The organism is Shewanella sp. 10N.286.52.A9 (assembly GCF_041468985.1).
In the GTDB taxonomy this organism is placed as follows: Bacteria; Pseudomonadota; Gammaproteobacteria; order Enterobacterales; family Shewanellaceae; genus Shewanella; species Shewanella japonica.
Window position 1 is genome coordinate 61,984 of sequence record NZ_JBFRJQ010000025.1, and the last position, 26,849, is coordinate 88,832.

General features: G+C 40.5%; 24 protein-coding genes. 14 read left to right on the forward strand and 10 right to left on the reverse strand.

From position 1 onward, the window contains the following. Positions 1-101 precede the first annotated feature (101 nt). From AB4128_RS15980 to AB4128_RS16015, 8 genes are all read left to right on the forward strand, one after another. A complete protein-coding gene (locus tag AB4128_RS15980) occupies positions 102-2,087 on the forward strand; it encodes an NERD domain-containing protein kinase family protein (protein WP_055024694.1) in 1,986 nt (661 codons plus the stop codon). A 78-nt stretch (positions 2,088-2,165) separates the two neighbouring features. Then, the gene (locus tag AB4128_RS15985) at positions 2,166-2,630 is read left to right on the forward strand and encodes a GNAT family N-acetyltransferase (protein WP_372038265.1); all 465 of its coding nucleotides are present in this window, start codon (positions 2,166-2,168) and stop codon (positions 2,628-2,630) included. 103 nt (positions 2,631-2,733) lie between these two features. Continuing rightward, on the forward strand, positions 2,734-3,651 hold the full coding sequence (locus AB4128_RS15990) for a M14 family metallocarboxypeptidase (protein WP_119969390.1): 918 nt from the start codon (positions 2,734-2,736) through the stop codon (positions 3,649-3,651). A gap of 438 nt (positions 3,652-4,089) precedes the next feature. After that, positions 4,090-5,469: a DASS family sodium-coupled anion symporter gene (locus AB4128_RS15995; protein ID WP_055024691.1), complete on the forward strand. Its 1,380-nt coding sequence runs from the start codon at positions 4,090-4,092 to the stop codon at positions 5,467-5,469. 204 nt (positions 5,470-5,673) lie between these two features. After that, complete coding sequence (locus tag AB4128_RS16000) at positions 5,674-6,435, forward strand: TSUP family transporter (RefSeq protein WP_055024690.1); 762 nt, start codon at positions 5,674-5,676, stop codon at positions 6,433-6,435. 78 nt (positions 6,436-6,513) lie between these two features. Continuing rightward, on the forward strand, positions 6,514-7,773 hold the full coding sequence (sbcD, locus tag AB4128_RS16005) for an exonuclease subunit SbcD (protein WP_372038266.1): 1,260 nt from the start codon (positions 6,514-6,516) through the stop codon (positions 7,771-7,773). Continuing rightward, entirely contained in the window at positions 7,773-11,486 is a 3,714-nt protein-coding gene (locus AB4128_RS16010) for an AAA family ATPase (RefSeq protein ID WP_372038267.1), read from the forward strand. The genes sbcD and AB4128_RS16010 overlap by 1 nt, the downstream gene beginning before the upstream one ends. Before the next feature lie 411 nt (positions 11,487-11,897). Then, positions 11,898-13,187, forward strand: a complete 1,290-nt coding sequence (locus AB4128_RS16015; RefSeq protein ID WP_372038268.1) for a peptidoglycan DD-metalloendopeptidase family protein — start codon at positions 11,898-11,900, stop codon at positions 13,185-13,187. 73 nt (positions 13,188-13,260) lie between these two features. Here the strand turns inward: AB4128_RS16015 and AB4128_RS16020 are convergent, their stop codons facing one another. From AB4128_RS16020 to AB4128_RS16035, 4 genes are all read right to left on the reverse strand, one after another. Beyond that, positions 13,261-13,695 carry an HNH endonuclease gene (locus AB4128_RS16020; RefSeq protein ID WP_372038269.1) on the reverse strand — a complete coding sequence of 145 codons (435 nt, stop codon included), beginning with the start codon at positions 13,693-13,695 and terminating at the stop codon, positions 13,261-13,263. A 33-nt stretch (positions 13,696-13,728) separates the two neighbouring features. After that, entirely contained in the window at positions 13,729-14,328 is a 600-nt protein-coding gene (locus AB4128_RS16025; protein WP_372038313.1) for a YgjP-like metallopeptidase domain-containing protein, read from the reverse strand. A 160-nt stretch (positions 14,329-14,488) separates the two neighbouring features. Continuing rightward, the gene (locus AB4128_RS16030; RefSeq protein ID WP_055024685.1) at positions 14,489-14,926 is read right to left on the reverse strand and encodes a DUF3010 family protein; all 438 of its coding nucleotides are present in this window, start codon (positions 14,924-14,926) and stop codon (positions 14,489-14,491) included. A gap of 79 nt (positions 14,927-15,005) precedes the next feature. Then, positions 15,006-16,391 (reverse strand): DEAD/DEAH box helicase, encoded by a 1,386-nt coding sequence (locus AB4128_RS16035; RefSeq protein ID WP_055024684.1) that lies wholly within the window; start codon positions 16,389-16,391, stop codon positions 15,006-15,008. Between the two features lie 132 nt (positions 16,392-16,523). Here AB4128_RS16035 and rssA point away from each other — a divergent pair, with 132 nt between their 5' ends. The 3 genes from rssA to nrdG all read left to right on the forward strand — a co-directional run bounded on the left by rssA (position 16,524) and on the right by nrdG (position 20,515). After that, on the forward strand, positions 16,524-17,495 hold the full coding sequence (gene rssA, locus AB4128_RS16040; protein ID WP_065110588.1) for a patatin-like phospholipase RssA: 972 nt from the start codon (positions 16,524-16,526) through the stop codon (positions 17,493-17,495). A 210-nt stretch (positions 17,496-17,705) separates the two neighbouring features. After that, the gene (nrdD, locus tag AB4128_RS16045; protein ID WP_055024682.1) at positions 17,706-19,826 is read left to right on the forward strand and encodes an anaerobic ribonucleoside-triphosphate reductase; all 2,121 of its coding nucleotides are present in this window, start codon (positions 17,706-17,708) and stop codon (positions 19,824-19,826) included. A gap of 206 nt (positions 19,827-20,032) precedes the next feature. Further along, positions 20,033-20,515 (forward strand): anaerobic ribonucleoside-triphosphate reductase-activating protein, encoded by a 483-nt coding sequence (gene nrdG / locus AB4128_RS16050; RefSeq protein ID WP_372038270.1) that lies wholly within the window; start codon positions 20,033-20,035, stop codon positions 20,513-20,515. Between the two features lie 9 nt (positions 20,516-20,524). Here nrdG and AB4128_RS16055 read toward each other — a convergent pair whose 3' ends face one another. Continuing rightward, complete coding sequence (locus AB4128_RS16055) at positions 20,525-21,142, reverse strand: prepilin-type N-terminal cleavage/methylation domain-containing protein (protein WP_372038271.1); 618 nt, start codon at positions 21,140-21,142, stop codon at positions 20,525-20,527. Between the two features lie 266 nt (positions 21,143-21,408). Here AB4128_RS16055 and AB4128_RS16060 point away from each other — a divergent pair, with 266 nt between their 5' ends. The 3 genes from AB4128_RS16060 to AB4128_RS16070 all read left to right on the forward strand — a co-directional run bounded on the left by AB4128_RS16060 (position 21,409) and on the right by AB4128_RS16070 (position 23,366). Then, complete coding sequence (locus AB4128_RS16060; RefSeq protein ID WP_055024679.1) at positions 21,409-21,765, forward strand: YibL family ribosome-associated protein; 357 nt, start codon at positions 21,409-21,411, stop codon at positions 21,763-21,765. Between the two features lie 84 nt (positions 21,766-21,849). Then, positions 21,850-22,464, forward strand: coding sequence for a GTP cyclohydrolase II (gene ribA, locus AB4128_RS16065; protein WP_055024678.1), 615 nt, complete (start codon positions 21,850-21,852; stop codon positions 22,462-22,464). A gap of 50 nt (positions 22,465-22,514) precedes the next feature. Then, positions 22,515-23,366: a hypothetical protein gene (locus AB4128_RS16070; RefSeq protein WP_192022932.1), complete on the forward strand. Its 852-nt coding sequence runs from the start codon at positions 22,515-22,517 to the stop codon at positions 23,364-23,366. A 234-nt stretch (positions 23,367-23,600) separates the two neighbouring features. Here the strand turns inward: AB4128_RS16070 and AB4128_RS16075 are convergent, their stop codons facing one another. From AB4128_RS16075 to suhB, 5 genes are all read right to left on the reverse strand, one after another. Then, the gene (locus AB4128_RS16075) at positions 23,601-23,927 is read right to left on the reverse strand and encodes a VF530 family DNA-binding protein (protein WP_372038272.1); all 327 of its coding nucleotides are present in this window, start codon (positions 23,925-23,927) and stop codon (positions 23,601-23,603) included. Positions 23,928-24,128: 201 nt separating this feature from the next. After that, on the reverse strand, positions 24,129-24,794 hold the full coding sequence (locus AB4128_RS16080) for an AAA family ATPase (RefSeq protein ID WP_055024675.1): 666 nt from the start codon (positions 24,792-24,794) through the stop codon (positions 24,129-24,131). Between the two features lie 114 nt (positions 24,795-24,908). Next, on the reverse strand, positions 24,909-25,211 hold the full coding sequence (locus AB4128_RS16085; protein WP_080916054.1) for a PilZ domain-containing protein: 303 nt from the start codon (positions 25,209-25,211) through the stop codon (positions 24,909-24,911). Between the two features lie 133 nt (positions 25,212-25,344). Next, positions 25,345-25,755 carry a phosphate-starvation-inducible protein PsiE gene (locus tag AB4128_RS16090; protein WP_372038273.1) on the reverse strand — a complete coding sequence of 137 codons (411 nt, stop codon included), beginning with the start codon at positions 25,753-25,755 and terminating at the stop codon, positions 25,345-25,347. 188 nt (positions 25,756-25,943) lie between these two features. Further along, complete coding sequence (gene suhB, locus AB4128_RS16095) at positions 25,944-26,747, reverse strand: inositol-1-monophosphatase (RefSeq protein ID WP_055024672.1); 804 nt, start codon at positions 26,745-26,747, stop codon at positions 25,944-25,946. Positions 26,748-26,849: the final 102 nt, after the last annotated feature.

A 26,849-nucleotide genomic window follows, 5' to 3' on the forward strand; every position in this document is an offset into this window, starting at 1 on the left:
ATGAAAACAAAAACCACCTTTATGGTGGTTTTTTTGTGCCTTTCTATTATAGGATGTAGCCACATGCAGAAATAATAATTATTAGTGGAGTCGCATTCTCAATGGCAAGACATATTAGCTTTGGTACCCCAGTTAACGACGCCGAACGTTGGGCATTCTCTTTATTATCAGACGAACTTCCTGAAGATTATTTACTTCTCACAAACGTTGAAATTCCAACTCATACCGGCCAAGCCATGGAAGTTGATGCCTTAGTTGTGGGTGAATTTGGCGTTTATGTTGTCGATGTAAAAGGCTACATCGGTCGATTGAATGCAGGTCTCCATGCTTGGTCACTCGATGGACGCCATGTTGATAATAGCTTGTCTAAAGCTAACTATGTTGCTCGAGTCCTTGCGGGTAAGCTTAAAAATAAAATTCCAGTGGGGGTTTACGCTCCTTGGTGTCAAGGCATGGTGTTTGTTACTGGCCGAAAAGGGGAAGAAATTCTGGTCGAGAAAGACACCGGAAAACTAAGTATTTATACCCCAGCGAAAATCATTGAAGCATTGACAAAAGAGTGGGGCTTGACGGCGCCTCATATCCACCCTGTAACTGAAACGCAAAAAGAAATGGTGTTGGATACGATTGGCCAAGTGGCGTTAGTTGAGCAGCGTAATAATAAGATCCAAGATTTTATTAAGCTTAAATGTCTCTTTTTACAACAAGGTTTAGAGGTTTGGCAATCTGAGTACAATCCAGGTGGTTGGACAGCCCCTTGGCTGTTAAAAATTCTCGTGACAAGCCAGTTTGAGCACAGTATTGATGCAACTAACCATGAGCAAAAACTTAGAGATGAATTTAAGCGTATTCAGTCATTATCAGGCTGCAGTTGTGTTCCTTTTTGCGCGCCGTTAATTCAAGATGGTGAGCAAGTTGTGCTACCGATAAGAATGCCACGTGGTGTGCCGCTTAATATTTTTGAAGTAGATAAACAAACCACCTATCAACTACTTGAAATTCTAAGACGCAGCGTGACAGGGCTTCAACAGATCCATCGTCGAGGTTATACCATCGGTGGCTGGGCCGACAATTGTATCTTTATCTCAGAAGATGCTGATGTTGAATTTATTGATATTAAAGATTCACTTAACACCAGCGAAGATATTAAAGCCTATGCGCAAGCGTTTTTATCTTTAGCTGAAAAAACACTGCAGCCTCGAATTTACCAATGGTACCGCGCTGCAGCCAATGGCAGCACGATAGATTTAGATGCCATTCGCTGTGATTTATCGGCGTTAATTGACTTGGGTGTATGTGATACCCTGCCGCAGAAGGTTGAAATTGAAAAAGGTGCTGTTATTGACCATCACTATCGGTTAGATCATTTTATCTCGGCCACTTCACGTAGTCAGTTGTGGCGAGCATTGCATATCCAAGGTAACTACCCTTGCTGTGTCAGTGTCTATCAAGATGTTGACAATCAATGGCACACGTTAAGTAATATGTATCGTAGTTTAGCGAAGATTTATCATCCTCATGTAGAACGAGTATTAGCGTTTGGACAGTTACCTCAATCTGATGACTTGTTTATCGCACGTGATTGGGTTCAGGGTGTTGGACTTGATGAAGTGCAAACTATCGAGGTAGGCCAACCTAGATTATGGTTTGTGCAACTGTTAACTGCGCTGCAATATTTACATAGTCTAGATATACACCATGGAGCCATTTGCCCTAAAAACATCATTTGTCGTGATGAAAAAGCCACATTAGTGAACTTTGGTATTGGTTCTGATATTGCGGCAACTCATTATGCCGCGCAATATGCCGATCCGACACTTTGGTCGGTCGAAGGTGATGCAGAAAAAGACTTGTACGGTTTAGTAGCAAGTTTTATTGATGCGATGGCACCTGAGTCGATTAAACAGGGCTCTTCTGCAGATGCGATGCTGCGAGCACTAGAGCAATATGATAAGCAATGGCTTGGTGAAGCATTTTACGATGCTTGCTATAAAATTTTAAAATTTGAAATGCGCATAGTGCCTAATGTGAGTTACGCTAAGCAATTAGGTCTTGATGAACAAGAGCTTGAAAATTCAGGCTTATAAACAGTATTTTACAAGGGTGCAATTAAGGATGTTTGCACCCAATACTTGCTTTACCAGCAATAATAAATGAGGGAAATAATGATAATAAACCGTGTCACAATGTCAGACATTGACGATATCTTGCCGCTCTTTTCGCAATATATGTTTTTTTATGGTGTTGAGTTACCAAAAAATCAATATATCGAGTATTTAACCGCGCGTTTGCGTGAGCAAGAAGCTTTCATTTTTGCAGCGTACGACGAAGCAAGTAATCCCGTTGGTTTCGTATTAAATTATCAAAGCTTTTCAACAGTTGAGCTAGGTAAGATTTTGGTGCTTAACGATTTGTTCGTTGATCCTGACGCTCGAAATCAAGGCGTTGCCAATCGATTAATACAGTGCTCTATTGAGTTAGCAAGAGGCATGAATGCGGTAAGAGTTGATTTAGGGACTGCAAAGGTTAACTTTCCAGCCCAATCGGTTTATGAAAAAATAGGCTTTGTTAAAGACACGCGATTTTTCTCTTACAGTTTATCTATTAACGACCATCAAGCTGTTTGTTAAGCTGCATTCGGTAATAAACCTGTTGGCATTAACGGATTATCTCAATCAGCAGGTTTACGCTTTTTACTGAGCAAAAAATAATAAATATAAAAGTAGGTCCTATATGCAACAAAGCGAAATGTATCACATTGGCCGTAAGGGTCAGAAGTGGACTGATGAAGATAAGCAGCAATGGTTTTCGCTGCAACAAATTAAACGCAGTTATCAGCAAGAGGTTGTGAGTAAAATAGAAGCATTAGCAAAGTCTTTTACTGTTACTCAATATGGTGCGCTATCGTACGATGAAGCTAAATATCCTTTATTTCTTATCAAAGGTGAGTGGGATGCCAATAAGCCTGTTGTGCTTGTGACTGGTGGCGTTCATGGCTATGAAACCAGTGGTGTTCAAGGGGCGATTCGTTTTGTCGAAACTAAAGCCAAAGCCTACGCAGAACATTTCAATTTAGTCATAGCACCATGTGTTAGCCCATGGGGTTATGAGACGATCAACCGTTGGAACCCTAACGCAGTCGATCCTAATCGCTCGTTTTACCCTAATAGCCCAGCTGAAGAGTCTGCTTCATTGCTTAACGCTGTGTCAGATTTAGGTGTCGATTTTCTTGCTCATATTGATCTGCATGAAACCACAGATACTGATAATTCAGAATTTAGACCTGCGCTTGCCGCTAGAGAGGGCACAGTTAATCATAACTGGAATATTCCAGATGGTTTCTATTTAGTTGGTGATTCTGAAAACCCACAGGATGAATTTCAAACGGCGATTATAAAAGGCGTTGCTGCAGTGACGCACATCGCGCCTGCAGATGATGATGGCAAATTGATTGGTGTTGAATTGTCACAGTTTGGAGTGATTAACTATCCGTGCAGTGAACTTGGCTTATGTGCAGGGTTAACCCAAGCTCAATACAAAACCACGACGGAAGTTTATCCGGACAGTCCGCTATCAGATGACGAAAATTGTATTTTGGCTCAAGTGGCAGCGATTTGCAGTGGTCTAGATTATTTGCTGGCAAAGCGTTAGCAACATAAGTTGCTTGTTTATTGGCTAGCTAGCCAGTTGATATCACCAGCTTTTCGTTTTTAAAGATAAAACCTACCTATTGGTAGGTTTTTTTATGGTGTTTTCCGGTGATGCTGTGGCGATCTTGATCACGGAATCCGCCATAAGCATGCACTAAGCAGACTGTGATTTTTTTTGTTAGACACTGATCACACTTTTGGTTGCTCATAAACATTCTTTTTTAAGCGGTCTAGAACATAAAATGCGATAAATGAAACTTTATTACCACACATCGCTCATGGTTATTGTTCGTTGTAATCACAAAAAAGGTATTTGGTGAGCTGTTTGTCACATTGTTAACTTGTTAGGGTGTAATTAATTAACCATAAAACAAAGCTTTATCTTCTTTATGAGTGTGATCTACATTGTCCACATTAAAAAATAAGGGAGGGCGCTTCAATGGAAAACATACCCAATAAGTCACCTACAGAAGTGACTAATAAACGACATTTTATTATTTTGTTTAGCAACATCGCACTATTTGCGTTGTTGTATAACTTTCTGCCATTTGAACAAGGCATTAATACAGGACTATCACTGCTTATTTTTGCTGCGATTTTGTGGCTGACTGAAGCGATTCATATCAGTATTACGGCAATATTAATACCTATTTTGGCCGTGTTCTTGGGCGTATTTGATACCCAAACAGCAATGAGCAATTTTGCTAACCCTATTATTTATTTGTTCTTTGGTGGCTTTGTATTAGCTGCAGCATTAAATCATCAGGGTATTGATCGTTTAATTGCCCAAAAAGTGTTGTTGTTCTCTAAAGGTAAGTTAGGTATCGCGTGTCTATTGTTGTTTGTGGTTACTGCAGTATTGTCGATGTGGATCAGTAACACTGCCACCGCAGCTATGATGCTACCTCTAGCGCTTGGTATATTGCATCAATTAGACTTTAAAGAGCATAAAACCACTTATTTGTTTGTTTTACTTGGCATTGCTTATTCAGCAAACATTGGCGGTATTGGTACATTAGTCGGCAGCCCGCCAAATGCTATTGCTGCAGCGCAAGTTGGTTTAACGTTTAGTGACTGGTTAGCGTTCGGGTTACCGACAGTCGCGTTAATGCTACCTGCGATGCTGGTGGCGTTATATATCTTTCTGAAACCTGATTTATCAGCAAGGTGTGAACTGAAAGCTGAAGATACGTCACTTTCATTAAGTGGCAAGCTGACCTTAGTGATATTTCTTGCGACAGTTTGTTGTTGGATATTCAGTAAGCCGATTTCTCAGGCCTTAGGTGGAATTAGCAAATTCGACACGATTGTCGCTTTAGGTGCTGTCGTGGTGCTTGCGAGCTTAAAACTGGTTGATTGGAAGAAAATTGAATCAACGACAGATTGGGGCGTACTGATTTTATTCGGAGGTGGGTTAACCTTGAGTGCGGTGCTTAAAGCAACAGGCACCAGTGTATTCTTAGCACATTTTGTGACTGATATTTTCGGTAACGCGCACATGGCATTGTTTATTATTGCAGTGATTGCTTTTGTGGTCATGCTGACAGAGTTCGCCAGTAATACCGCAAGCGCCGCGTTATTAGTTCCAGTTTTTGCCGCAATTGCAGAACCATTAGGCTTGTCACCTGTAATGATTTCGGTGGTGATTGGTATAGCGGCTTCTTGTGCGTTTATGTTGCCTGTAGCAACTCCGCCTAACGCGATTGTGTTTGGTTCGGGCTATATTAAACAATCAGAAATGATGAGAGCAGGTGTCATTATTAACTTTATCAGTATGTTTGTGCTCTTTATGATCACTAACTTCTTTTGGGGTTTTTAAGCCATAGACAAAAATAGCGTTAACCAAAAAGCAGCTTAGGCTGCTTTTTTGCTATTTGCAGTTTAATTAACCGCCAAAAATGTTAATGAATTCTTGCAATTAGTTTTGTAAATTTACCAATTTTACGTTTGTAACAGATAGCTTTTGAATTTTGTATTTAAAGCAGGTCTAATGGCCTATTAATAATAATTTAAGATCAATTTCATGTTCGAACTCACCCTACAGATCGCAGTCATTTTATTCTTTGTTGCCATTTTAGCAGGCTTTATTGATGCCATTGCTGGTGGCGGTGGTTTACTGACTATTCCTGCATTAATGTGGGCAGGTTTACCTCCTGCAGCGGCGCTTGGTACCAATAAACTACAAGCCTGTGGTGGTAGTTTTTTTGCCAGTTTGTATTTTATACGCAAAGGCATGGTTGATTTAAAGCAAGCTAAGTTGTCCATCGTCTGTGCTTTTGCTGGCGCAGCAGTGGGAACTATCATAGTTCAAATGATTGATGTGTCCGTGCTTGAGTTAGTCTTGCCATTTTTGATTCTGGCTATCGGTTGTTATTTTCTATTTTCTAAAAAAATATCCGAAAACGATAAGCAGCAAGTATTAACACCGACTGTATTCGCCTTTACAGCAGCGTTAGGGGTAGGGTTTTATGATGGTTTCTTTGGGCCTGGAACGGGCAGTTTTTTTGCATTAGCATTTGTTTCGTTAGCGGGCTATGGCCTTGCTAAAGCAACTGCTCACGCCAAAATCCTAAACTTTGCTACCAACATTTCATCATTGATTTTCTTCTTGATTGGTGGTCAAGTTGCGATTGTACTTGGTCTGATTATGTTGGTAGGCCAAGCCATTGGGGCAACGTTAGGCTCACGACTTGTGATGACGAAAGGGGTAAAAATTATTAAACCTTTAGTGGTTACTATGTCATTTTTGATGAGCTTTAAGTTACTGTGGTCTCAATACGGTTAGGCGTATCCTAACACTAAGGTATTCGCTTTCAGGTATATCCTGTTACTACACATTCAACAGTTATTGAAATAGGTTTTCATGCGCATTATTCACACTTCAGATTGGCACCTTGGGCAAAATTTTTATGGTAAAAGTCGTGCACATGAACATCAATTATTTATGCAGTGGCTGCTTGAGCAGATTGGTGAACATGATGTCGATGCGCTAATTGTAGCGGGTGATATTTTTGATACTGGCACACCACCAAGTTATGCCCGCAGTTTATATAATCAGTTTATTGTCGATATACAAAAAACTGGCTGCCAGCTTATTGTATTAGGCGGTAATCACGACTCAGTGGCAACACTTGGTGAATCAAAACAATTATTGGCTTGTCTCAATGCAAGTGTTATCCCCGGCGCGTTAGATGATGTTCGCGAACATGTATTGTTAGTGAAGGATAAAAGCCAGCAACCTTGTGCCATTGTTTGCGCTTTACCTTATTTGCGCCCTAGAGATATGGTATTAAGTCAATCAGGTGAATCTAGCTCAGATAAACAGCGCAAACTAGGTAACGAAATTGCTACGCTTTATCAATCCTGCTTTGAATACGCACAAACATTGAATAATGAACAATCACAAGCTTTACCTATCATTGCGACCGGCCACCTCACCACAGTTGGGGCAAGTACGAGTGAATCAGTACGAGATATCTATATCGGCAGTTTAGATGCGTTTAATGCATCGTTATTCCCAGCAGCCGATTATATTGCGCTTGGACACATTCATCGACCTCAAAAAATTGCCAAAACGGAGCATATTCGTTATAGCGGTTCTCCGATCCCATTAAGTTTTGATGAACTTGCAGGTCAAAAGAGTGTGTTTTTAGTGGATTTTGACAAGGATAAATTAGCTCAGGTTACACCACTTGAAGTGCCTCGCTTTCAACCTATGGCAAATATTAAAGGTAGCTTGACTGAAATTGAGCAGCAATTGTCTGAGTTTTCGCTAAAACCAACAGATGGTTGTCATCAGGATATTGAGTTAACTTGGCTTAGCATTGAGGTGGCGCAACAAGACTTCTTGAGTGATTTACAAACACGTATTGCGGATATTACCGAGCCTTTAGCGGTTGAAGTTCTGCAATTAAAGCGTGCAAGGCAGCAACGTCATCAACAAATTGAGCAACTGGATAATGAAACCTTATCAGAGTTGTCCGTGAATGATGTATTTGAGCGACGTTTAGCACAAGAGGACTTTACTGAGGCTGAGCAACAACTGCGGCTTGAAAGAGTGAAGTCACAGTTTGCCCTAGTGGTATCTCAAGTTGCCGAGCAATCAACGCTGGAGGATAAATAATGAAAATCCTCAGCCTGAGATTTAAAAATATAAACTCATTAAAAAATGAATGGAAAATTGATTTTACTCAATCGCCATTTAAAGAAAATGGACTGTTTGCGATTACAGGGCCGACAGGTTCGGGTAAAACCACGATTTTAGATGCCATTTGCTTAGCGTTATATCATCGCACCCCCAGATTAAAAGTGATTTCAAAATCCACGAATGAATTGATGACCCGAGGTACCAGTGAGTGTTTAGCGGAGGTTGAGTTTGAAGTGAAAGGGAAAGGTTATCGCGCCTTTTGGAGTCAACGCCGCTCACGTGGTCAAATTGATGGCAATTTACAAGATGCACAGGTGGAATTAGCTGAACTTGATTCTGGTAAAATTATCGCTAGTCAGGTTAAGCAAAAGACCGAGCTAACTGAAGCTATAACCGGATTAGATTTTGCTCGCTTTACCAAGTCGATGATGTTATCGCAAGGTCAGTTTGCCGCATTTTTAAATGCGGATGCTAATGATAGGGCTGAGTTACTCGAAGAGTTAACGGGAACTGAAATTTATGGTCAGATTTCAGAGCAAGTGCATGTTAATTATACACAAGCGAAACAAGCCTTAACCTTACTTGAAGCCAAAACTGATAATGTAGAACTGTTATCAGATGTGGATATTGCTGAAAAAAACGAACAGCTAAGCGAAGGTGAGCTGCAATCTGCTAAGTTACAAAGCCTGTTAAATCAGCAACAGCAGCAACTTAATTGGGCAAAACAGCTTGAACAAAACACCGCAAAACTGACAGAAAGCGAACGTGAACTGGACGTTGCACAAAGCGAATTGACCGCCCAAGCAGAGTCACTCGCTAAACTAGAAGCAAGTGAGCCGGCTCAGATGCTTGCTCCATTATTTGAAAGCTTAACCAAACTCGAACAGCAGCAAACTCAACTGCAAACAGAGCAACTGACACTATCCCAAGCGCAGCAACAGTCGCAATTATCCCTTGAAGTCGCTAAGACAGAACATCTAAAACGACAAGAGCACTTTGATTCAGTAAAGCTGCAACACACTGAGTTGCTCACCTTGATTGAGGAGCAAGTTCAACCGCTTGATAATAAAATTGAGCAACTGAATTTTCAATGCGATCAACAGTCGAAAAATAAGCATCAACAAACAATTCAACAGCAAAAAATAACAGAGTCTCAGCTTGAGCTAACTCAAAACTTAAATCAGTTAAACCAGTCACTTTCAGATAATGACAAAGTGATTGCTCTGTATCCTCAAGGACAATTAATTCAAAGCAATATTGCAGCTTGGCAGCAGCAAGCAATTAATTTGTCAGGATTACGGCTGAAAGAAAATGAATTATCGCAGTTAATTTCAACGCTATCTCAGCAAGACATGCTTAACCAACAGCAGTTGGGGCAGCAAAATGAGGCTTTAGCGTCACTTAACGCTGAATTACAGACAAAGCAGTTAGCATTAACACATAGTGAGCAGCAATTAACTCAGTGTTTAGGCACAAGCTCAGAAGCGGATTTACAAGCTCAGTACCAAAATTTGATTGAACAGCAAGTCTCCCGTACTAGATTACAGCAATTACAAGTTGCACATACTGACTTAGTGACGCAAAGTCATAACGCGACTAATGAAAATCTGCATTTTGCAGCGCAGATCTCGGCGATTGCTCAAGAATTACAGCAAGTACGTAGTGCTTGGAGTGAAAAAAATCAGCAAGTTAAAGATTTACAAATGCTGCTTAAACAAGAGCAGCAAATCGTTAATTTAACCCAAGAGCGAGCTAAACTCATTCAAGGTGAGCCTTGTGCCCTGTGTGGTTCCAAAGAGCACCCTTTAGTTGAGCATTACCAAGCGCTTGATGTTTCTGATACCGAGGTACGCTTTGAAGCCAAGTCCGAAGAACTTGAATCAATTAAGCGTCAAGGTGAGCAATTAAAGCTGCAGCAAAGTAAGTTACAGCATCAACTTGAACTGTGCGCAGATAAACAATCGATGTTACATCAGCAGATTCAAGATTGTTTGATTGAGTATCAGCAATTAGCTGAGCAATTATCTAAGCCAGAACTGATCGCCACAAAAGCTGAAATTGATGGCGCACTATTGACTCATTTTGTTGAACAATCGGCTAGTCGCCAGCAGTATTTACATCAGCAATTAACTGATATTCGAGAACTTACTCAGGTTAAACAATCCTGTGCTGAGCAATATCAGCAAACACTGACTTTACTAGAGCAGCAGCAACATCAATTACAACTTTTCACTCAGCAGCAGGAAAATCAGCAACAGCAATTAACTGAGTCAAAGCAGCAGCTTAGCCAAATACAGCAAAACATTATTGAGCTCGAATCTAGCTGTCAGCAACAATTTTATCAAGCTGGATTAGCTTTAGATGACTTTTCACAACTGGAAACCTGGTTAGCTGATTTACAAACCGATGTCGGTCAATGGGCTGTGGCAGTTGAGCAGCAAGGAAAATTAACTCAGCAGCAACAGTTATTAATGCAACAAGCTCAAACACTCACTCAGCAGCAGGATGAGTTAACTCATCAAATATCACAACTCGATGAGTTATTGCAGAGCACGGTTCTTGAGTTAACGAGTGTAAAGCAGCAACGATTCGCTGTTTTTGGCGATAAACAAATCAGTCAAGAAAAGCAGCTTAGTCAGCAAGCGTTGCAGCAATCAGAGTTGCAATTCACTCAGCAGGCTCAAGTGCAAAGCAAACTACAGCAAGAGTTCGATAAACTCGCTGCACAAGAGCAGGCCGTCACACAGCAGCTAGAACGCACAGTCAATGACGTATCCGAAGCTAGAAACACTTTTACCTTGGCTTTATCAACCAGTCCATTTGCTGATCAAACTGAATTTGAACAAGCGTTGATGCCTGTGGCGCAAAGACAAGCACTACAGCAACTTAAGCAAGGGCTAGATACTCGTATTTTGAAAGCTAGTACGGTTGTTGAGCAAACAAGGGCTCAACAGGCTGAGTTAGTTAAGTTGGGTGATGAATCTGAATATCATCAGGCAGATATTGCTGATGTTGCCATCATGCATGAGCAAACAGAAGCCCGTCTTTCAGCCATGAAAGAGCAGGTTTGGCAGTTAAAACACTTATTAAGTGAAGATGAGAAAAAGCGCACCACTCAACAAACCTTGGTGGCTGAGCTTACTCAAGCTAAACAGGACTTTGATGATATAGCTTATTTACACTCATTGATTGGATCGCAAAAGGGTGACAAATTCCGTAAGTTTGCTCAGGGACTCACTCTTGATCACCTTGTGGTGTTGGCGAATCGACAATTAGATAGGCTACAAGGTCGTTATTTATTAGAAAGAAAACAATCAGAAGCACTCGAGCTACAGGTACTGGATACTTGGCAGGGTGATGCTGTGCGCGATACGCGTACTTTGTCTGGCGGTGAAAGCTTTCTTGTAAGTCTTGCACTTGCGTTGGCATTATCAGATTTAGTCAGCCATAAAACCAGCATTGACTCGTTATTTTTAGATGAAGGTTTTGGTACGCTTGATAGTCAAACACTAGATACTGCCCTAGATGCGCTCGATAACCTGAATGCTTCTGGCAAAATGATTGGGGTTATCAGTCATATTGAGGCGATGAAAGAGCGGATAAGTGTGCAAATTAAAGTAAATAAGATGAATGGTCTTGGGGTGAGTCGATTACAGGCTGACTATAAGTTCGATTCAGCTGAGACATAATTTGTAGCTCAAGCACGATTTATTATTACAAATGATTAGCCATTACGGCGAAAGCAAATCTCTCACTTACTGAAATATTCGTGCTGATTTCAGTAAGTTGAGGGTAATAATTCTACTTAGATTTCATTAATCGTCATTAAATATGCACGACTTATGCAGTCTTGATATGGTTGCAAACTTCTAGTAACAGTCCCTTCCCATGCCATTTACTTTCGCTTTAGAAGTGTTCATTTGAACTGTGCAGAGTTCAAATTTATGCAGTTCAAACGACAGTTTATATTTTTATTCGTAACTATTTTTGATATAACAGTTCGCTAATATATCTTCTAGTGCTTAAGTACCCATTTTTAATATTCTATCGGTTTAGCTAAAAGGTATTATTTTTTATTCAGTATTAAGGCGGATGCAAGATTGCTTTCAGCAAATAAAAGCAGGGGCCAAGCTCGATTTAATAAGGTGCAAGGCTTACCTGCAATACACAGAAAATTATTACTTGCCAGCGTATTCGTAGTGGCAGCAGCTTTGTTGTGGCCAACACCGCAAGAGTTCTCTTCTCAACGCACTCCTGTGGCTTTAGACATCGAATCATTGATCCCGAATTTATCTGATTCTGCACCAATAGATGTTATTGAGCCTGAAAAACCGAGTTTCGAACGTATTATTGAAAATGGCGACACATTAGGTCATTTATTCGAGCTTGCGGGCATTGGTCAGCAAACCATGTATAAAGTGCTTGAAGCTGATTTGAATGTACTTGCGTTAGATACCTTAGCAGTAGGTAATCGGATACAATTTTTTCAAGATGAACAGCAACAACTGACTAAGTTAAAACTTTATTTTAATCCTGCTTATCAGGTTGTTTTTACTCGTTTTGACGATGGTAGTTTTGGTGTTGAAGAAATCAATATCGAAGGTATTTGGCAAAATAGGATTATTAGTGGTGAAATCAATGGCTCATTTTACCTCTCCGCTCAACGTGCGGGGTTAAATGCTCGTGAAATTCAAACCATTGAAAACCTATTGTCGAGCAAATTAGACTTCTCCCGTGATCTGCGTGCAGGAGACACCTTTAATGTACTAATGAATGATCAATACATCGAAGGTGAGTCAACAGGTGCGACACAATTACAAGCTGTAAGAATTAACACTCGTCGTAATAATGTGAATGCGTTTCAGAACGTGGATGGAAATTATTATGATGAACGTGGACAAGGGTTAGCGAGTGCTTTCCAACGTATTCCATTAGAGCGTCAATACCGTTTATCTTCCCGCTTTAATCCGACGCGTAAACACCCAGTCACTGGGCGTGTTTCGCCTCATAACGGTACAGACTTTGCCACCCCAATTGGAACTCGAGTCGTCGCTCCAGGTGATGGTGTTGTGTCTATGGTCACCAATCATAGATTTGCTGGAAAATATATCGTTATCGAGCATGATAACAATGTGAGAACCCGCTACTTACATTTATCTAAGTTTCTTGTGCGCAAAGGTCAGCGGGTTAAACGCGGTCAAGTTATTGGTTTAACAGGTAATACAGGGCGAGTGACAGGACCACATTTACATTACGAGTTTCACGTGAACGGTCGACCAGCAGATCCAATGCGAGTGAGTATTGTTGAAGCTTCGGTACTGCCTAAAAATCAAATGGACCAATTTAAACAATTGGTCAGCAGTAAAAAAATGATGATGGATCTAGGTTAATCTTTACAGGGTTAAGACCTCTGTATTAATCAAATATAAACCACTTTTAATTCGATATTAAAAGTGGTTTTTTTTATGTTCTCCAGTCTGTTTCAAACTTGTCGGATTTACCTGTAGTACAGTGCTCGCAAAGAATTTGTAGGTTGTTTATGTCTAATTCGAGTTCTGGATGCTTTGCTCGAGGTTTAATATGGTCTACATGCATAATGACATTATGTTCAGGAGAGCGGCCGCAACAGGCACATTTATTTCCGTATCGCTCAAAAGCCTCAGCTTTTAAGTCATTCCATTTTTTGCTGTTATAAAACGAAAGTATTTTGGGTTCATCAAATGGTATCACTTCCCACTCATGGTATTCAGTTGGGGAAATGTCAGGCCCCATTAACCCGACAGAATACCCCTGTTGACTATGTTTTTTTAACCAGGAACGGATAGACTTTAGTGCAGCCTTTTCTGATTTATAATGCTTGGTTCTGCGCCCTTCACCTCTATAGGTTGCTACATACATGATAACGCACCAATACTTTATTATTTAATCAGATTAATACGGTGACTTGCCTAACTCAATACATGTCAATAATAATCGTAAATCTAACTCAAGTTGATGATAATCCGCTGTCATATATTCACAGAGTTGGTAAAAGGCTTTGTTGTGCTCTTTTTCTCTTAGGTGTGCAAGTTCATGCACGACCACCATTCTCAATAATGGCTCAGGGATAAACTTAAGTTTTGATGAAATCCGAATTTCATTTTTAGCTTTAACTTTACTGCCCTGTACACGGTTAGCATAGGTATGAAGGCCTAACGCTTGATGGCTTAAACTGATTTTTTCATCAAAAATGACCTTTGACAAAGGATCTGATTGTTTTAGATAAGCCTGTTTATATCCCATCGCATAGTCATATAACGCTTTATCAGTGCGAATATCATGGATCCTTGGGTAGCGATTTAGTAAAAGCCTGCCGAGGGTATCGTTGGCAATATGATGTTTAACTTGTTCAATCGTGTTCGCTGAGTAGCCTTTGATGTATTTAAGCTGCCCCTCTTGTTGCTGTTTGGCTTTTACATCTTTACTGGTAACTAAGCTTGCCAGGGTATCTCTTGCGGCTGCCACTTTTGCAGAACTTACCTTAACGGGCATTTGGGGAGGTGCTTTTCGAGGCGATTTAGCAGGTTTGTTTGAGCTCATTGAGTTAGCTCGCTTGATAGGGGTGAATAGGGTGTTCTAATTATGAAGCCTACCCATTGATAATTAACGTGTTTGTTAAGTTAACAGGTAGGCTCGCAAATTTGTCTAGAGCTTAGACTTTACCGTACATACGACGATTTTGCTGTGCGTAAGCGGCTTCAAATGCTGGCAGCTGAACACGCTTTAGACCTAAAGTATCTAAATCTGCTTGAGGCGGATTACGCTTAAGCTCTTCTTTGATAATAACAGGGCTAATTATGCCAACAGGCAAGTCAGTGATTTGAATTGCGGTTTCGAGTTTAAAACTGGTCGCAGAGCCGGCAAACTTACCTTTTTGCTCTCGTTCAATGATGACAATTTCATCTACTTTGTAATCTTCCATTAATTTGTGGAAAGCAAAGTGAAACTCACGGATTGATTCTGTTTCAGCTGATTTTGAAATGCTGAAAGAAATTTGACGACACTCAGGTACATTGAATGTTTCCACTTCGTAAGTTAATAAGCTAATGATGGCTTCACCACCTTTTAATTCCACACCACAAATTTTCATGTTTCACCTTACTGTTAATCTGGTTTAAATCTTTATCATGCCGATTTACTGTTAAAACAGCATGATGTTTTAATGAGGTTTACTCTTCGCCAAGCTCGTGTTCATTGTCTTCAACAATGCTGTTGTCGTTTTCAACAATTTTGGCTGGCTTAGCTTTACGACGCATTGGCGCATCACCAATATCGACGCCAGTAATAAAGCGTTTATCGCGTTTAGGTGCAATTTTAGGCTTTTTAGCTGTGTTACGCTTTTTATTGGCAGCTTTAGGGTCATTGGCCTTGGTATTTTTGTTACCCGTTTTTGGCTTATCTTTTAAGCCTTTAAATTTTCCTTCAAGACCTTCTATGGTCGAAAAGTCGAAATTCTTGCGTAAAAATACTTGGATTTTCTTAAAGCTGTCCCAGTCTTTAGGACCGACTAAAGAAATCGCATCACCTTTTGCGCCTGCTCGACCTGTACGGCCAATGCGATGGACGTATTCTTCGGCAAATTTTGGCATGTCAAAGTTAATCACTAATGACACGTTTAATAAATCTAGGCCACGAGAGGCGACATCCGTTGTAACTAATATTTTCTGCTGACCACGGCTAAATTTGTCCATGATCTGATTACGAGCTGATTGGTTTAAGTCACCACTTAATGCGGCAGTTTCCAATCCTTGCTCAGCAAGTAATTTAGCTAATCGGTCGGTATCAGCACGCGTCGCTGTAAATATGATGACCTGTTTATGCTGCTCGGTTTTGAGAATGTGCTGCAATAGGGCTTGCTTGTGATCTAAGTGGTCAACTAAATACACACGTTGCTGAATGTCTTTATGCTCGTTATGAGATGCCCCAATGGCGACATGGCTCGGCGTTTTAAGTAATGTGGCAGCAATATCATTAATATGGTCATGATCTAACGTGGCTGAAAACATTAATGTTTGTCGACGTTTGTGATCTGCAGCTTCGTTAATGGCTTTTAATTGCGGCGCAAAACCTAAATCAAGCATTCGGTCGGCTTCATCAAGAATAAGGAGCTCTAACCCATTTAAGTAAAGATGACGTTGCTCTAAGTGATCAGCGATACGCCCGGGTGTAGCCACAATAAAGTGAGGATCACGAGATAACGATTTAGCTTGATCATTAAAGTTTTCCCCTCCTAAAATACTGACCGCTTTATACTGGGTATTTGCCACTAATAAACGTAATTGACCGTATACTTGCTGAGCCAATTCCCTTGTCGGTAGTAATATCAACACACGAGGGTCTTTTTTAGAAAGCGCTTTTGTTGAAATAACACGCTGAAGTGCGGGTAACAAAAACGCCAAGGTTTTACCTGAACCGGTTTTTGAAGATGCCATTAAATCTTTACCTGCTAAGGCAATTGGCAGGGCTTGCTGCTGAATTTCGGTTGGCTCAGAAATGCCCATATGCTTTAGACTTTCAAGTAAGCGTTTGTCTAAAGAAAAATCGGTAAATAACAAAGGTAAATCCCCTAAAAAATGATAGCCAGATATTATAACGTGTATGCTAGGCGATAGCCAACAGCTAAAGGCTCAGTTATGCTGAGTTTATAAGATTAATTGAGTCAAATTAAGCTACAAGGGATGTAAAAGATGTCGGAGCATGAAAATGAGCCTGCGGTGAATAAACCATTAAGAGTCGGTGTGGCACTGGGTAGTGGCGCAGCTAAAGGTTGGGCCCATATCGGTGTGTTGAAAGAACTGGCTGAAATGGGAATACATCCAGATAAAATTGCAGGATGTTCAGTTGGTGCATTGGTAGGTGCAGCGTATGCCAATGATCATCTTGATGAGCTAGAAGCGTGGGTGCGTGGTTTTTCCAGTTGGGATGTTTTAGGTCTGATGGATTTAAGCTGGCGTAAAGGCGGGCTGATAAGCGGTGAAAAAGTTTTTGATGTGCTGGCTGGCCGAATTGGTGAGCTAAAAATTGAACAACTGAAAAAACCATTCTCAGCGGTGGCAACAGATTTATACTCCGGACAAGAAATTTGGTTTAAAGAAGGGGATTTACGACACGCTGTTAGAGCATCATGTTCAATGCCAGGGTTTTTACCACCTGTTCAACTAGAAGACAGATGGCTAGTCGACGGCGCTGTGGTGAATCCTGTTCCAGTATCAATGTGCCGCGCGATGGGAGTTGATGTGGTCATTGCTGTTGATTTAAACGGCCATCGCCGTAACAGTATGCATATGTTGCCACAACAGATGAAAAGCCGTGCTCCTACAGCGTTAGAAAAACAACAACAAGAAGCCAAAGAGCCAGACTCTGCTTTTATGGATATTCTGGGTAAAGGTAAAGAGTACATTGCTAGCTTTTCAGAGAAGTTTTCGATGTCGACTAAATCCCATCCAGGCATGATTGCAGTGATGTCTCAGTCAATGGATATTCTGGAGCAGCGCCATAAACGTGCAAGACTGATGGGCGATCCACCTGATGTTTGCTTAGTTCCACAGCTTGCTGATATTGGCACCATGGAGTTTCATCGTGCGGCAGAAGCCATTGAAGCTGGCAGGCAGTCTGTGCGTCAAACTGCTCATTTAATCAACTCTGCTTTAGGGCGATAACGTTTTTCAATTACTCGGTCAAGCTCTGTTTTGCCAAATAGTGCAGAGCTTGGCAGTAATATTTTTCATTTCACTTCCCCTCATCAAACTATGATCCAGATCATAGATTTCTAGTCTTCGTTATAGCTTAATACACCATATCTAGTGTTTATTGGTTTCTTGTTGTGGATATATAGTGTTTATATCCTGTGCATAAATGGAGTAAAAGTAATGCCTGTAGTAATTAAAAGGGACGGTTGTCGGACTGTATTTGATGAGTCTAGAATTAGGGATGCCATCGTTGCTGCTATGGCGACGGCTACAGGTCATGCTGATGTTGATTACGCCGCTACCATTGCGGGTGTAATCCGAAATCAAGTCGCGAACGAAGAAGAAGTACAAATTCACCATTTACAAGATTTAGTGGAAAATCTATTAATGGAAGGGCCTCATAAAGAGGTTGCACGTCATTATATTGAATACCGTCACGATCGTGATATTTGCCGTGAAGCAAAAAGTAAACTTAACTGTGAAATTCGTGGGTTAGTTGAGCAAAGTGATAGCTCAATTCTGAACGAAAATGCCAATAAAGACGCTAAAGTTATTCCTACACAACGCGACTTACTCGCGGGTATTGTAGCCAAGCATTATGCTAAATCACACTTGTTACCAAAAGACATTGTAGCTGCTCATGAATCGGGTCAACTGCATTATCATGATTTAGATTATGCGCCTTTCTTCCCGATGTTTAACTGCATGTTAATTGATTTAGCAGGCATGATGACCCATGGCTTTAAAATGGGTAATGCCGAAATTGATACACCAAAATCAATTTCAACTGCCACAGCGGTCACTGCACAGATTATTGCCCAAGTTGCTAGCCATATTTACGGCGGCACAACGATTAACCGTATCGATGAAGTGTTAGCGGAATTTGTGCAAAAGAGTTACCAGAAACAACTGGTGATTGGTAAAGAGTGGGGCGTGAGCGATGTGGAAGCATTTGCTATGGCGCAAACTGAAAAAGAATGTCATGACGCATTCCAGTCATTAGAATATGAAGTGAACACTCTGCACACTGCTAATGGACAGACTCCGTTTGTGACGTTTGGTTTTGGTCTAGGTACCAGCTGGGAGTCACGCTTAATTCAAAAGTCGATACTAACAGTACGTATGGCAGGCCTTGGTAAAAACCGTAAAACCGCGGTGTTCCCAAAACTTGTATTTGCTATTCGTGATGGCGTTAACCATAAAGCGGCTGACAGTAATTACGATATTAAAAAGTTGGCTTTAGAATGTGCCACGATGCGCATGTACCCTGATATTTTAAATTACGAGCAAGTTGAACGTGTTACTGGTTCGTTTAAAACGCCAATGGGCTGTCGCTCTTTCTTAGGTACATATGAAGAGAATGGCGAGTTAATTCATGAAGGCCGTAATAATTTAGGTGTGGTTAGCCTTAACTTACCTAGAATCGCAATCGAAGCTAAAGGCGATGAAAAAGCCTTCTTTGCATTACTTGATGAGAGAATGACTTTAGCACGTAAAGCGTTAGATACTCGTATTGCTCGTCTTGTCGGTGTTAAAGCCCGCGTAGCGCCAATCTTATATATGGAAGGCGCATGTGGTGTTCGTTTAAAAGCTGATGATGATATTTCTGAAATCTTCAAAAATGGTCGTGCGTCTATTTCATTAGGTTATATCGGACTTCATGAGACAATTAATGCTCTTTACGGCACAGAAGAGCATGTATTTGATAGTGAGCTACTGCGTACTAAAGCCGTTGAAATTATTAATGTTATGAAGCGTGCCACGGAGTCGTGGAAGGCTGAAACAGGTTATGGCTTTAGTTTATACAGCACGCCAAGCGAAAATCTATGCAGCCGTTTTTGCCAGTTGGATGCAAAACAGTTTGGTGTGGTTGAAGGTGTGACAGATAAAGGCTATTACACCAATAGTTTCCATTTAGATGTGGAAAAGAAAGTAAACCCATACGATAAAATTGACTTTGAATTGCCATATCCTGAGCTAACAAACGGTGGATTTATTTGTTATGGCGAGTTCCCTAACATGCAACATAACGTTGAAGCATTAGAAAACGTTTGGGATTACAGCTATAGCCGAGTGCCATACTACGGTACCAATACACCTATTGATGAATGTTATGATTGTGGCTTTGTTGGTGAGTTTAACTGTACAAGTAAAGGCTTTGTCTGTCCTAAATGTGGCAACCATGAGCCAAGTAGAGTGTCAGTAACTCGTCGAGTATGTGGTTACTTAGGTAGCCCAGATGCCAGACCGTTTAACCATGGTAAGCAAGAAGAAGTAAAACGCCGCGTTAAACATATCTAGTACTCGTTCTATGTCATATCAAAAACAATAAGGCGCTGAATAGCGCCTTATCTTTTGAGTGGCTAAAGTTTTAAAAGGTCGAGATCAAATAAGGCGAGTTGAAATAGGACTGCTAGGAATAAGTCACTAAGTGCTAGATATGGTATTAAACAGCATATTTTAAGACAGTTGACTACAGTGCATTAGCTTTTTAAAGGGTTAAAGTTATGAATTTTCATCAGTATTACTCAGTCGATGTGGTAAATGGACCTGGTACGCGTTGTACCTTATTCGTAGCTGGATGTGAGCACCAATGTCGTGGCTGTTATAACCAATCAACTTGGGACCCACGCTCAGGTAATGAATTTACTCAAGCGATGGAAGATCAAGTGATTGCAGATTTACAAGATACACGGATTAAACGTCGTGGTTTGTCTTTATCTGGTGGTGATCCTTTATTTGCGGATAATTTGCCTGCCATGTTAGCGCTAGTAAAAAGAGTGAAGCGTGAGTGCCCAGATAAAGATATCTGGTTGTGGAGTGGCTACCAATTAGCGGAAATGTCTTTAAAGCAGCAACAAGTACTCGCTTACGTAGATGTGTTAATTGATGGCAAATTTGAGCAAGATCTTGCCGACCCTAGCCTTAAATGGAAAGGTAGCGCTAATCAAGTGGTTCACGATTTGAGTCAGTTGATTGTGCTAAGTTAGTCGGCATATTTAACAACCGGTAATCGTTTCACCGATAATGACATTATTGTCTGTTCTGTCAAATACATAGTAAGCAAAGCATTGGTCACTTACGCTGTAAGAAGGGTAATAAACTGCGACAGAGTTACCGGGGATATAGGCAACTCCAATGCTAGTGGGCCCACTGGAGCCTTCAAATAGCATGAAGCAAAAATCACTATTGGTAACACATTCTTTATCAGGTTGATTCTGGCCTTCATCTTGTAAGCTCGCATCAAGTAAATAAGTCAATGCATCTTGATTATATAACCAAGGGTGGCCAAATATGGTTTGGACAAATTCACCTGTTTCTAAATAAAATCCACCTTGGCTGTCAGTAGAGCTTGAATTACTATTTCGATCATTTTTCTCGATCCCTAATATGGCAGACTTGGCAAAAACTAATTCATCAAAGCCTTCAAAAGCGCCAGATACACCTTGTATTCCTGATGCGTGAGCTTCATCAGCAACGGATAAAAACCTCGGTGCAGCAATAACAGCAATGATCCCCAATATAATGATGACCACAACCAACTCTATTAAAGTAAAACCTGCATGATGCTGGGTTTGATTAGATAGATTTTGATGTAAATTATTATTGTTATGCATATTAAAGAATATCCCAAAAGGAAAATTGAGTCCGTTAATCACTTGGCCACAGATCCATCAGGCTCAATTAATGATAGTGCATTTAACACCTTATTGAACTTAAAGGTCAATTTAGCTGCAGTAATGCACAAAATTATGCACTGTAACAAGTTTTGAAGTTAGCTTATTCAGCCGCTTTAGGTATATAATTTGCGTTCGAAAAAGTGTTGTTCGATAACAAAACAACTTTTTGCTATCGATAGCATGAAAGAATTTAAGGTAAAGAAATGAATTTAAAACAAGAACTGCAAACATTAAATGATAAAGCAGAGAAGTTTCGTCGTAAGCTTGCTGCCGCTGAAGCTCGTGAAGACAAAGCCGTTATCATGCAGTTTAAGAAAGAAATTGCGACAGTGACTAAACGTATTGCCAGTTTGAAAAATCAGCAGTCTCGTTTATTGAACAAGCAAGGCCAAGATATCAAAGGTTTGAAATTTAGCCGTGAGCTCACCAAAGCTGAACAAGCTGACATGGGTAAATTAAAAAAATCGGTAAAAGGTCTAGTGGTTGTTCATCCTATGACGGCTGTAGGCCGTGAAATGAATATCAAAGTTGTTACTGGTTTTGCTCCTGCAAAATTCTAATCCAGTATTCGAAGTTTTCATGACATAACGTCAGTTCAAGGATGATCAGTCTCAAGGATTGAGCGTTGTCTTAAAGGTTTATCCATGTCGATTAAATATATCGCCACTTCTAAGTTACCTACGCCTTGGGGCGTATTTGCTATGCATGGTTTTGAAGATACAGAAACTGGTAAAGAACATGTGGCGTTAACTTATGGCGAACTTACCTCAACTGAAGCCATGTTAGGCCGCATTCACTCTGAATGCCTGACGGGTGATGCGCTATTTAGTTTACGTTGTGATTGCGGGTTCCAGTTACAAACAGCAATGCAAAATATTGCTGAAAAAGGCCAAGGCTTTATTTTATATTTGCGTCAAGAAGGGCGTGGTATAGGCTTGCTGAATAAAATTCGCGCCTATGAATTACAAGATCAAGGCGCGAATACCGTCGAAGCTAATGAACGTTTAGGTTTTGAAGCTGATATGCGTAAATACGACATGATCGAGCCAATGCTGAAACAAATTGGGGTCAGTAAGGTTAAGTTGATGACTAACAACCCTCGCAAAGTGAAAGCGATGCAAGCCGTTGGCATCGAAGTTGTTGAAAGAGTGCCTTTGCAAGTGGGTAAAAACCGCTACAATGAGGATTACTTGAAAACAAAATCTACTGAGCTGGGTCATATGATGACTGAGCACCATTTTATCGATGATGAAAAATGAGAGTAGATAATCATTCTGGACATCATCGTTAACCCATGGTTTTTACAAAATTGAAATCTACCTGTTCAGACACATCAAGAAGCGTTGCAAAAGCATTTGCAGCGCTTTTTATTGGTTTGTCGGTTTGTGTAACGTGTTATGCCGCTGACTCGAATAACCCAGATGTGAACCATTATGCGTTTGCTAACTACATAGGTAGCGGTATATACCGAGCCTCTGGGCAAAATGCTGCAGTAGTCAATATTCCCTTTGCATTTGATATTGAAGAATCAGAAGACCATGTTTTAACGTTAAGGTTACCTATTTCGTTAGGCTTTTTTGATTATTCTTTCAGCGATCTTCCTGAAGGTGAATTACCTGACAATGTTGGTACCATGACCATTACGCCAGGTATTGAGTATAAATGGTTTTATGATGAGCAACTAACCTTAGAGTCATACCTTGATTTAGGCTATGGCCACAATTTTTCTAATTCCAGTAATGTTGGCATATTCTCAACAGGTATATCGGCTTTATATGAAGTCGCCGAACCCAAGTACACGCCTATTTGGGTAAATCGTGTTTACTACGCCGGCTATAAAAGCAGTATCAACGATAGCTCAGAAAGTTATTCAGTGCTTCAAACTGGTCTAGATTTTGGTGTAGGGCAACATTGGGATTGGGGCGAGTATACCGTTGAACCACGGTTATTTGTTGCGGGCCGCTGGTACTTCAATAAGCTAAAATTTATAACGCCATTAGATGATGATTTACAAACATCAAGCACTTACGAAATCGGTGCGACATTGGCTCTGTCTAAGCCGCTAGGTTGGGGCTGGTTTAGTACAGATAGATTTGGGGTAAGTTACCAAACGGATGGTGAGCTACAAGTCTGGCGTTTAATATTCGAATTTCCGATGTAATGGTGAGTGCTGTGGTGCTTTCTGGGTTACGCTTTTATTGGTGGCGATATTCACAGCGTATCCGCTGTGAATATAATGCAAATGAGTCATCGTGAACCGTACCGGGCTTATTTGAATGCGATAGCATTAATCACTTTCAACGAATATCACTTCGTACCTTATAGGCCACTTAGCCGCTCCAAGTAAATTTAGCGCCAAATATTGAAAACAGTGCGGTACGTCTTAGGCTCGCTGTTACTTTCCCCAGATGTCTGCATTCACGCCAGCAGTGCTCTTATTAGTGTGTGTCGCGTTTGTTGCGGGTTTATTGTCACTTTTTTCGACATAAGGTTTAGGTGCGGGTAAAGGCAACTTATTCGTTTTAAGCCACAGGTATTCAACTTTATCGCGAGCCCATTGTGTTTTACGTAAAAACTTTAGGCTAGACTTGATACTCGGGTTATCGTTAAAGCAGCGGATATTGATACGGCTGCCTAGTTCTTCCCACCCATACTTATCGACAAGCTCAGTGACGATAGTTTCAAGTTTTATACCATGAAGTGGATTGTTAGCTTGTGTCATGACTCAGAGTTCACTCAGATTAAAATCTTAAAATTAGCCTAATGATACCATTAACTCGATAACTTTACTTAGGCACAAGTGAGGTATATGAGAGTCGAAAGGGAGGTTTTCATTGAGTTCATTTAGGTTGTCTTTTGTTGCACTTATAGTTAAGGCATAAAACAAATAATATTAAATGCATAAAACAATGAGATTAAACGCTTAAAACTCAAAATTATTATCAGGTGGAATAGCAAATAACTCTTTCGCGATTGCACGAATTTCTTGAGCCGCTTTTCCTTCAGGGTCAACTTCAAGCACTGAGGCACCACTTTCTTCGCTGTCATCATAGATATTACGGTTAAAGGTAATGGCATCAAGGGCTGTTAAGCCAAATGATTTAACCACGTCTTTAGCTTCTAAAATACGCTTAAATTGTGAGGGTAGAGAAGGGCATTGACTGATAACAATAGTGGCGACCATTTTCGGGTTGACCATTTTACAGGTGCTTAGCATATCTTCCATATGCGGTAAGGTTTTTAAATCGCGGCGTTTAGGTCTTAATGGGATGACAACGTAGGTTGCAACAGACATTGCTGCTCGCATCGCTAGGTTATCTTGGCCGCCACAATCGACAATGACATAATCAAAGCGCTCGCCGAGACTAAGTAAATCATTGCGGATTTTACCGTAAAGCTGAATGCAATTAATGGGTTTCAGTTCGGCTTTGGTATTACGGGCTTGTATCCAATCTGATGTGGTGCGTTGAGGGTCACAATCCACCATTAACACGTTAGCGTTAAATGTCTCTGTTACATAGACGGCTAGGTTTTGTGCTAAACAACTTTTTCCACTACCGCCTTTTTCTCCACCAACGAGTATTATCATAACCTTGCCTTTATTAAGATGATGGTTAACGTCTTCTTTATCTAAGGATAGTTCAATAATTACTTTTTAAATCATCAGTTTTATATTTATTGCGCAATTTTAATCAACATCAATTTAAAGCAATTGCATCGCAATATGATAACTATGTTCAGACGCTTGAGTGCATCGACAAACTTGCCCCTTAATGGTGTTTTGCTTGTCAGTTTGATGATTGAAGGTAATTGCGATTAAATCGCCTAATGAGAATGCAGTTTTATAGTCGATGAGAATGCCTTTTCGGGCTAAATCGATACATACACCAAAGTCTTCATGTGACTGACCATTTGCATCAATCCAATGCAGTAAAATACGCTCTGCTTCCATGTCGACGCGTAAAGATTGACGTTTTTCTTCAAATCCAGTGTGTTCGTTAGACATGAGATTGCAACTCCGTTTTATGTTTGCTCTGTGTTATTCAGTTTGTAGCTAATTCATACTAATCAACATCGACAAAAAAAGCGATAAGTTAGTCACTTATCGCTTTTAAGGTTACGCTTTATCTGGTGTCATTCTAATGATCTAAATCTTTATTTTTGGGGTAAGGTAACTTCAACTGTCCCCAACGTATGACAATAACGGTACAAGCAAGAACAATGGTTGATACTGAGATTGCCAATATTCGCCAGTCCTCCATGCCTTTCATATCAAGAATCAAGTAACGAGCTAGAGCAACAATCGCAATATAAATTGGCATTCGAATAGGTAACTTACCTGACTCGAGGTAGTTAACGACCATGGCTAATACTTCAAGATAGATAAATAACAGCAGTAAGTCAGCTAGTTCTACAGTTCTTATCTCGAACATGTGCATGATTTCTTCGCCGATAGCAAATACCGTAGCGACAGAAATAATGAACAAAACGACATGTTCGACACTTTTCAAACTTTTGATGCCGATTTGGCGAAGGATAGGGAGCGGCATAATAATGGATATCTCTTATTAGAATCTAATTGATAATTCAGTATATTCTGCTAGGCGAGACTTTGCTCAGTGATCCAGATCATAAAAGGTAAATTTATCTGAAGTTGTCGATACAATTGAGGCAAATTACAGGCATAAAAAAACCGCCAATTACGGATGTAAGGCGGTTTTTAAAAAAGGGATAACGACTAGCGTTTTAGACCTTCATTTAATAAAGGACGCATAATTTTAACCAGTTCAGAAGTCACTTTTGGTGAACCTGCAACAACGTTGCCTGAAGCTAAGTAATTATGGTTACCGGTAAAGTCAGTAACAGTACCGCCTGACTCACGACAAATTAAGTCGCCAGCTGCGATGTCCCATGGCTTTAGACCAATTTCAAAGAAGCCATCTAAACGACCAGCAGCAACATACGCAAGGTCTAGTGCTGCAGAACCCGCACGGCGGATATCAGCACATACAGGGAATACTTCACCTAGGATGTTCATGTAAGTTTCGGTGTGTTGACGAGACTTGAACGGGAAACCTGTACCAATAACGGTATTAGTTAGCTCATTAACGCCAGTTACGCGTAAACGGAATTCGTTTAATTTAGCACCTTGGCCACGAACTGCAGAGAATAATTCTTCACGAACAGGATCATAAATAACGGCAACTTCAATTTTGCCTTTATATTGAACTGCGATAGATACTGCGAAATGTGGGATACCACGAACGAAGTTGTTGGTACCATCCAAAGGATCGACTATCCATACATAATCTTTATTAGTGCCGCGATTTTCACCGGCCTCTTCACCAACAATCGTATGATCTGGGTAAGATTTACGAATCTGGTATGTAATGGTAGCTTCTGCTTCCTTGTCTACACTTGTTACAAAGTCATTTAGACCTTTTGAATCAACTTCAACTTTGTCGAGTTCAGTATAGGCGCGCATAATAGTTTGGCCCGCAGCGCGTGCAGCGCGCGTGGCAATAGTCAGCATCGGATGCATAGCAATCCCCTGGATGTTAAAGAACGAATAAATCAGCCGCGCAATTATACGCATTTTAGCAGGTTTATCAAATGCAGATTTTCATATAAGGAATTATTTGCA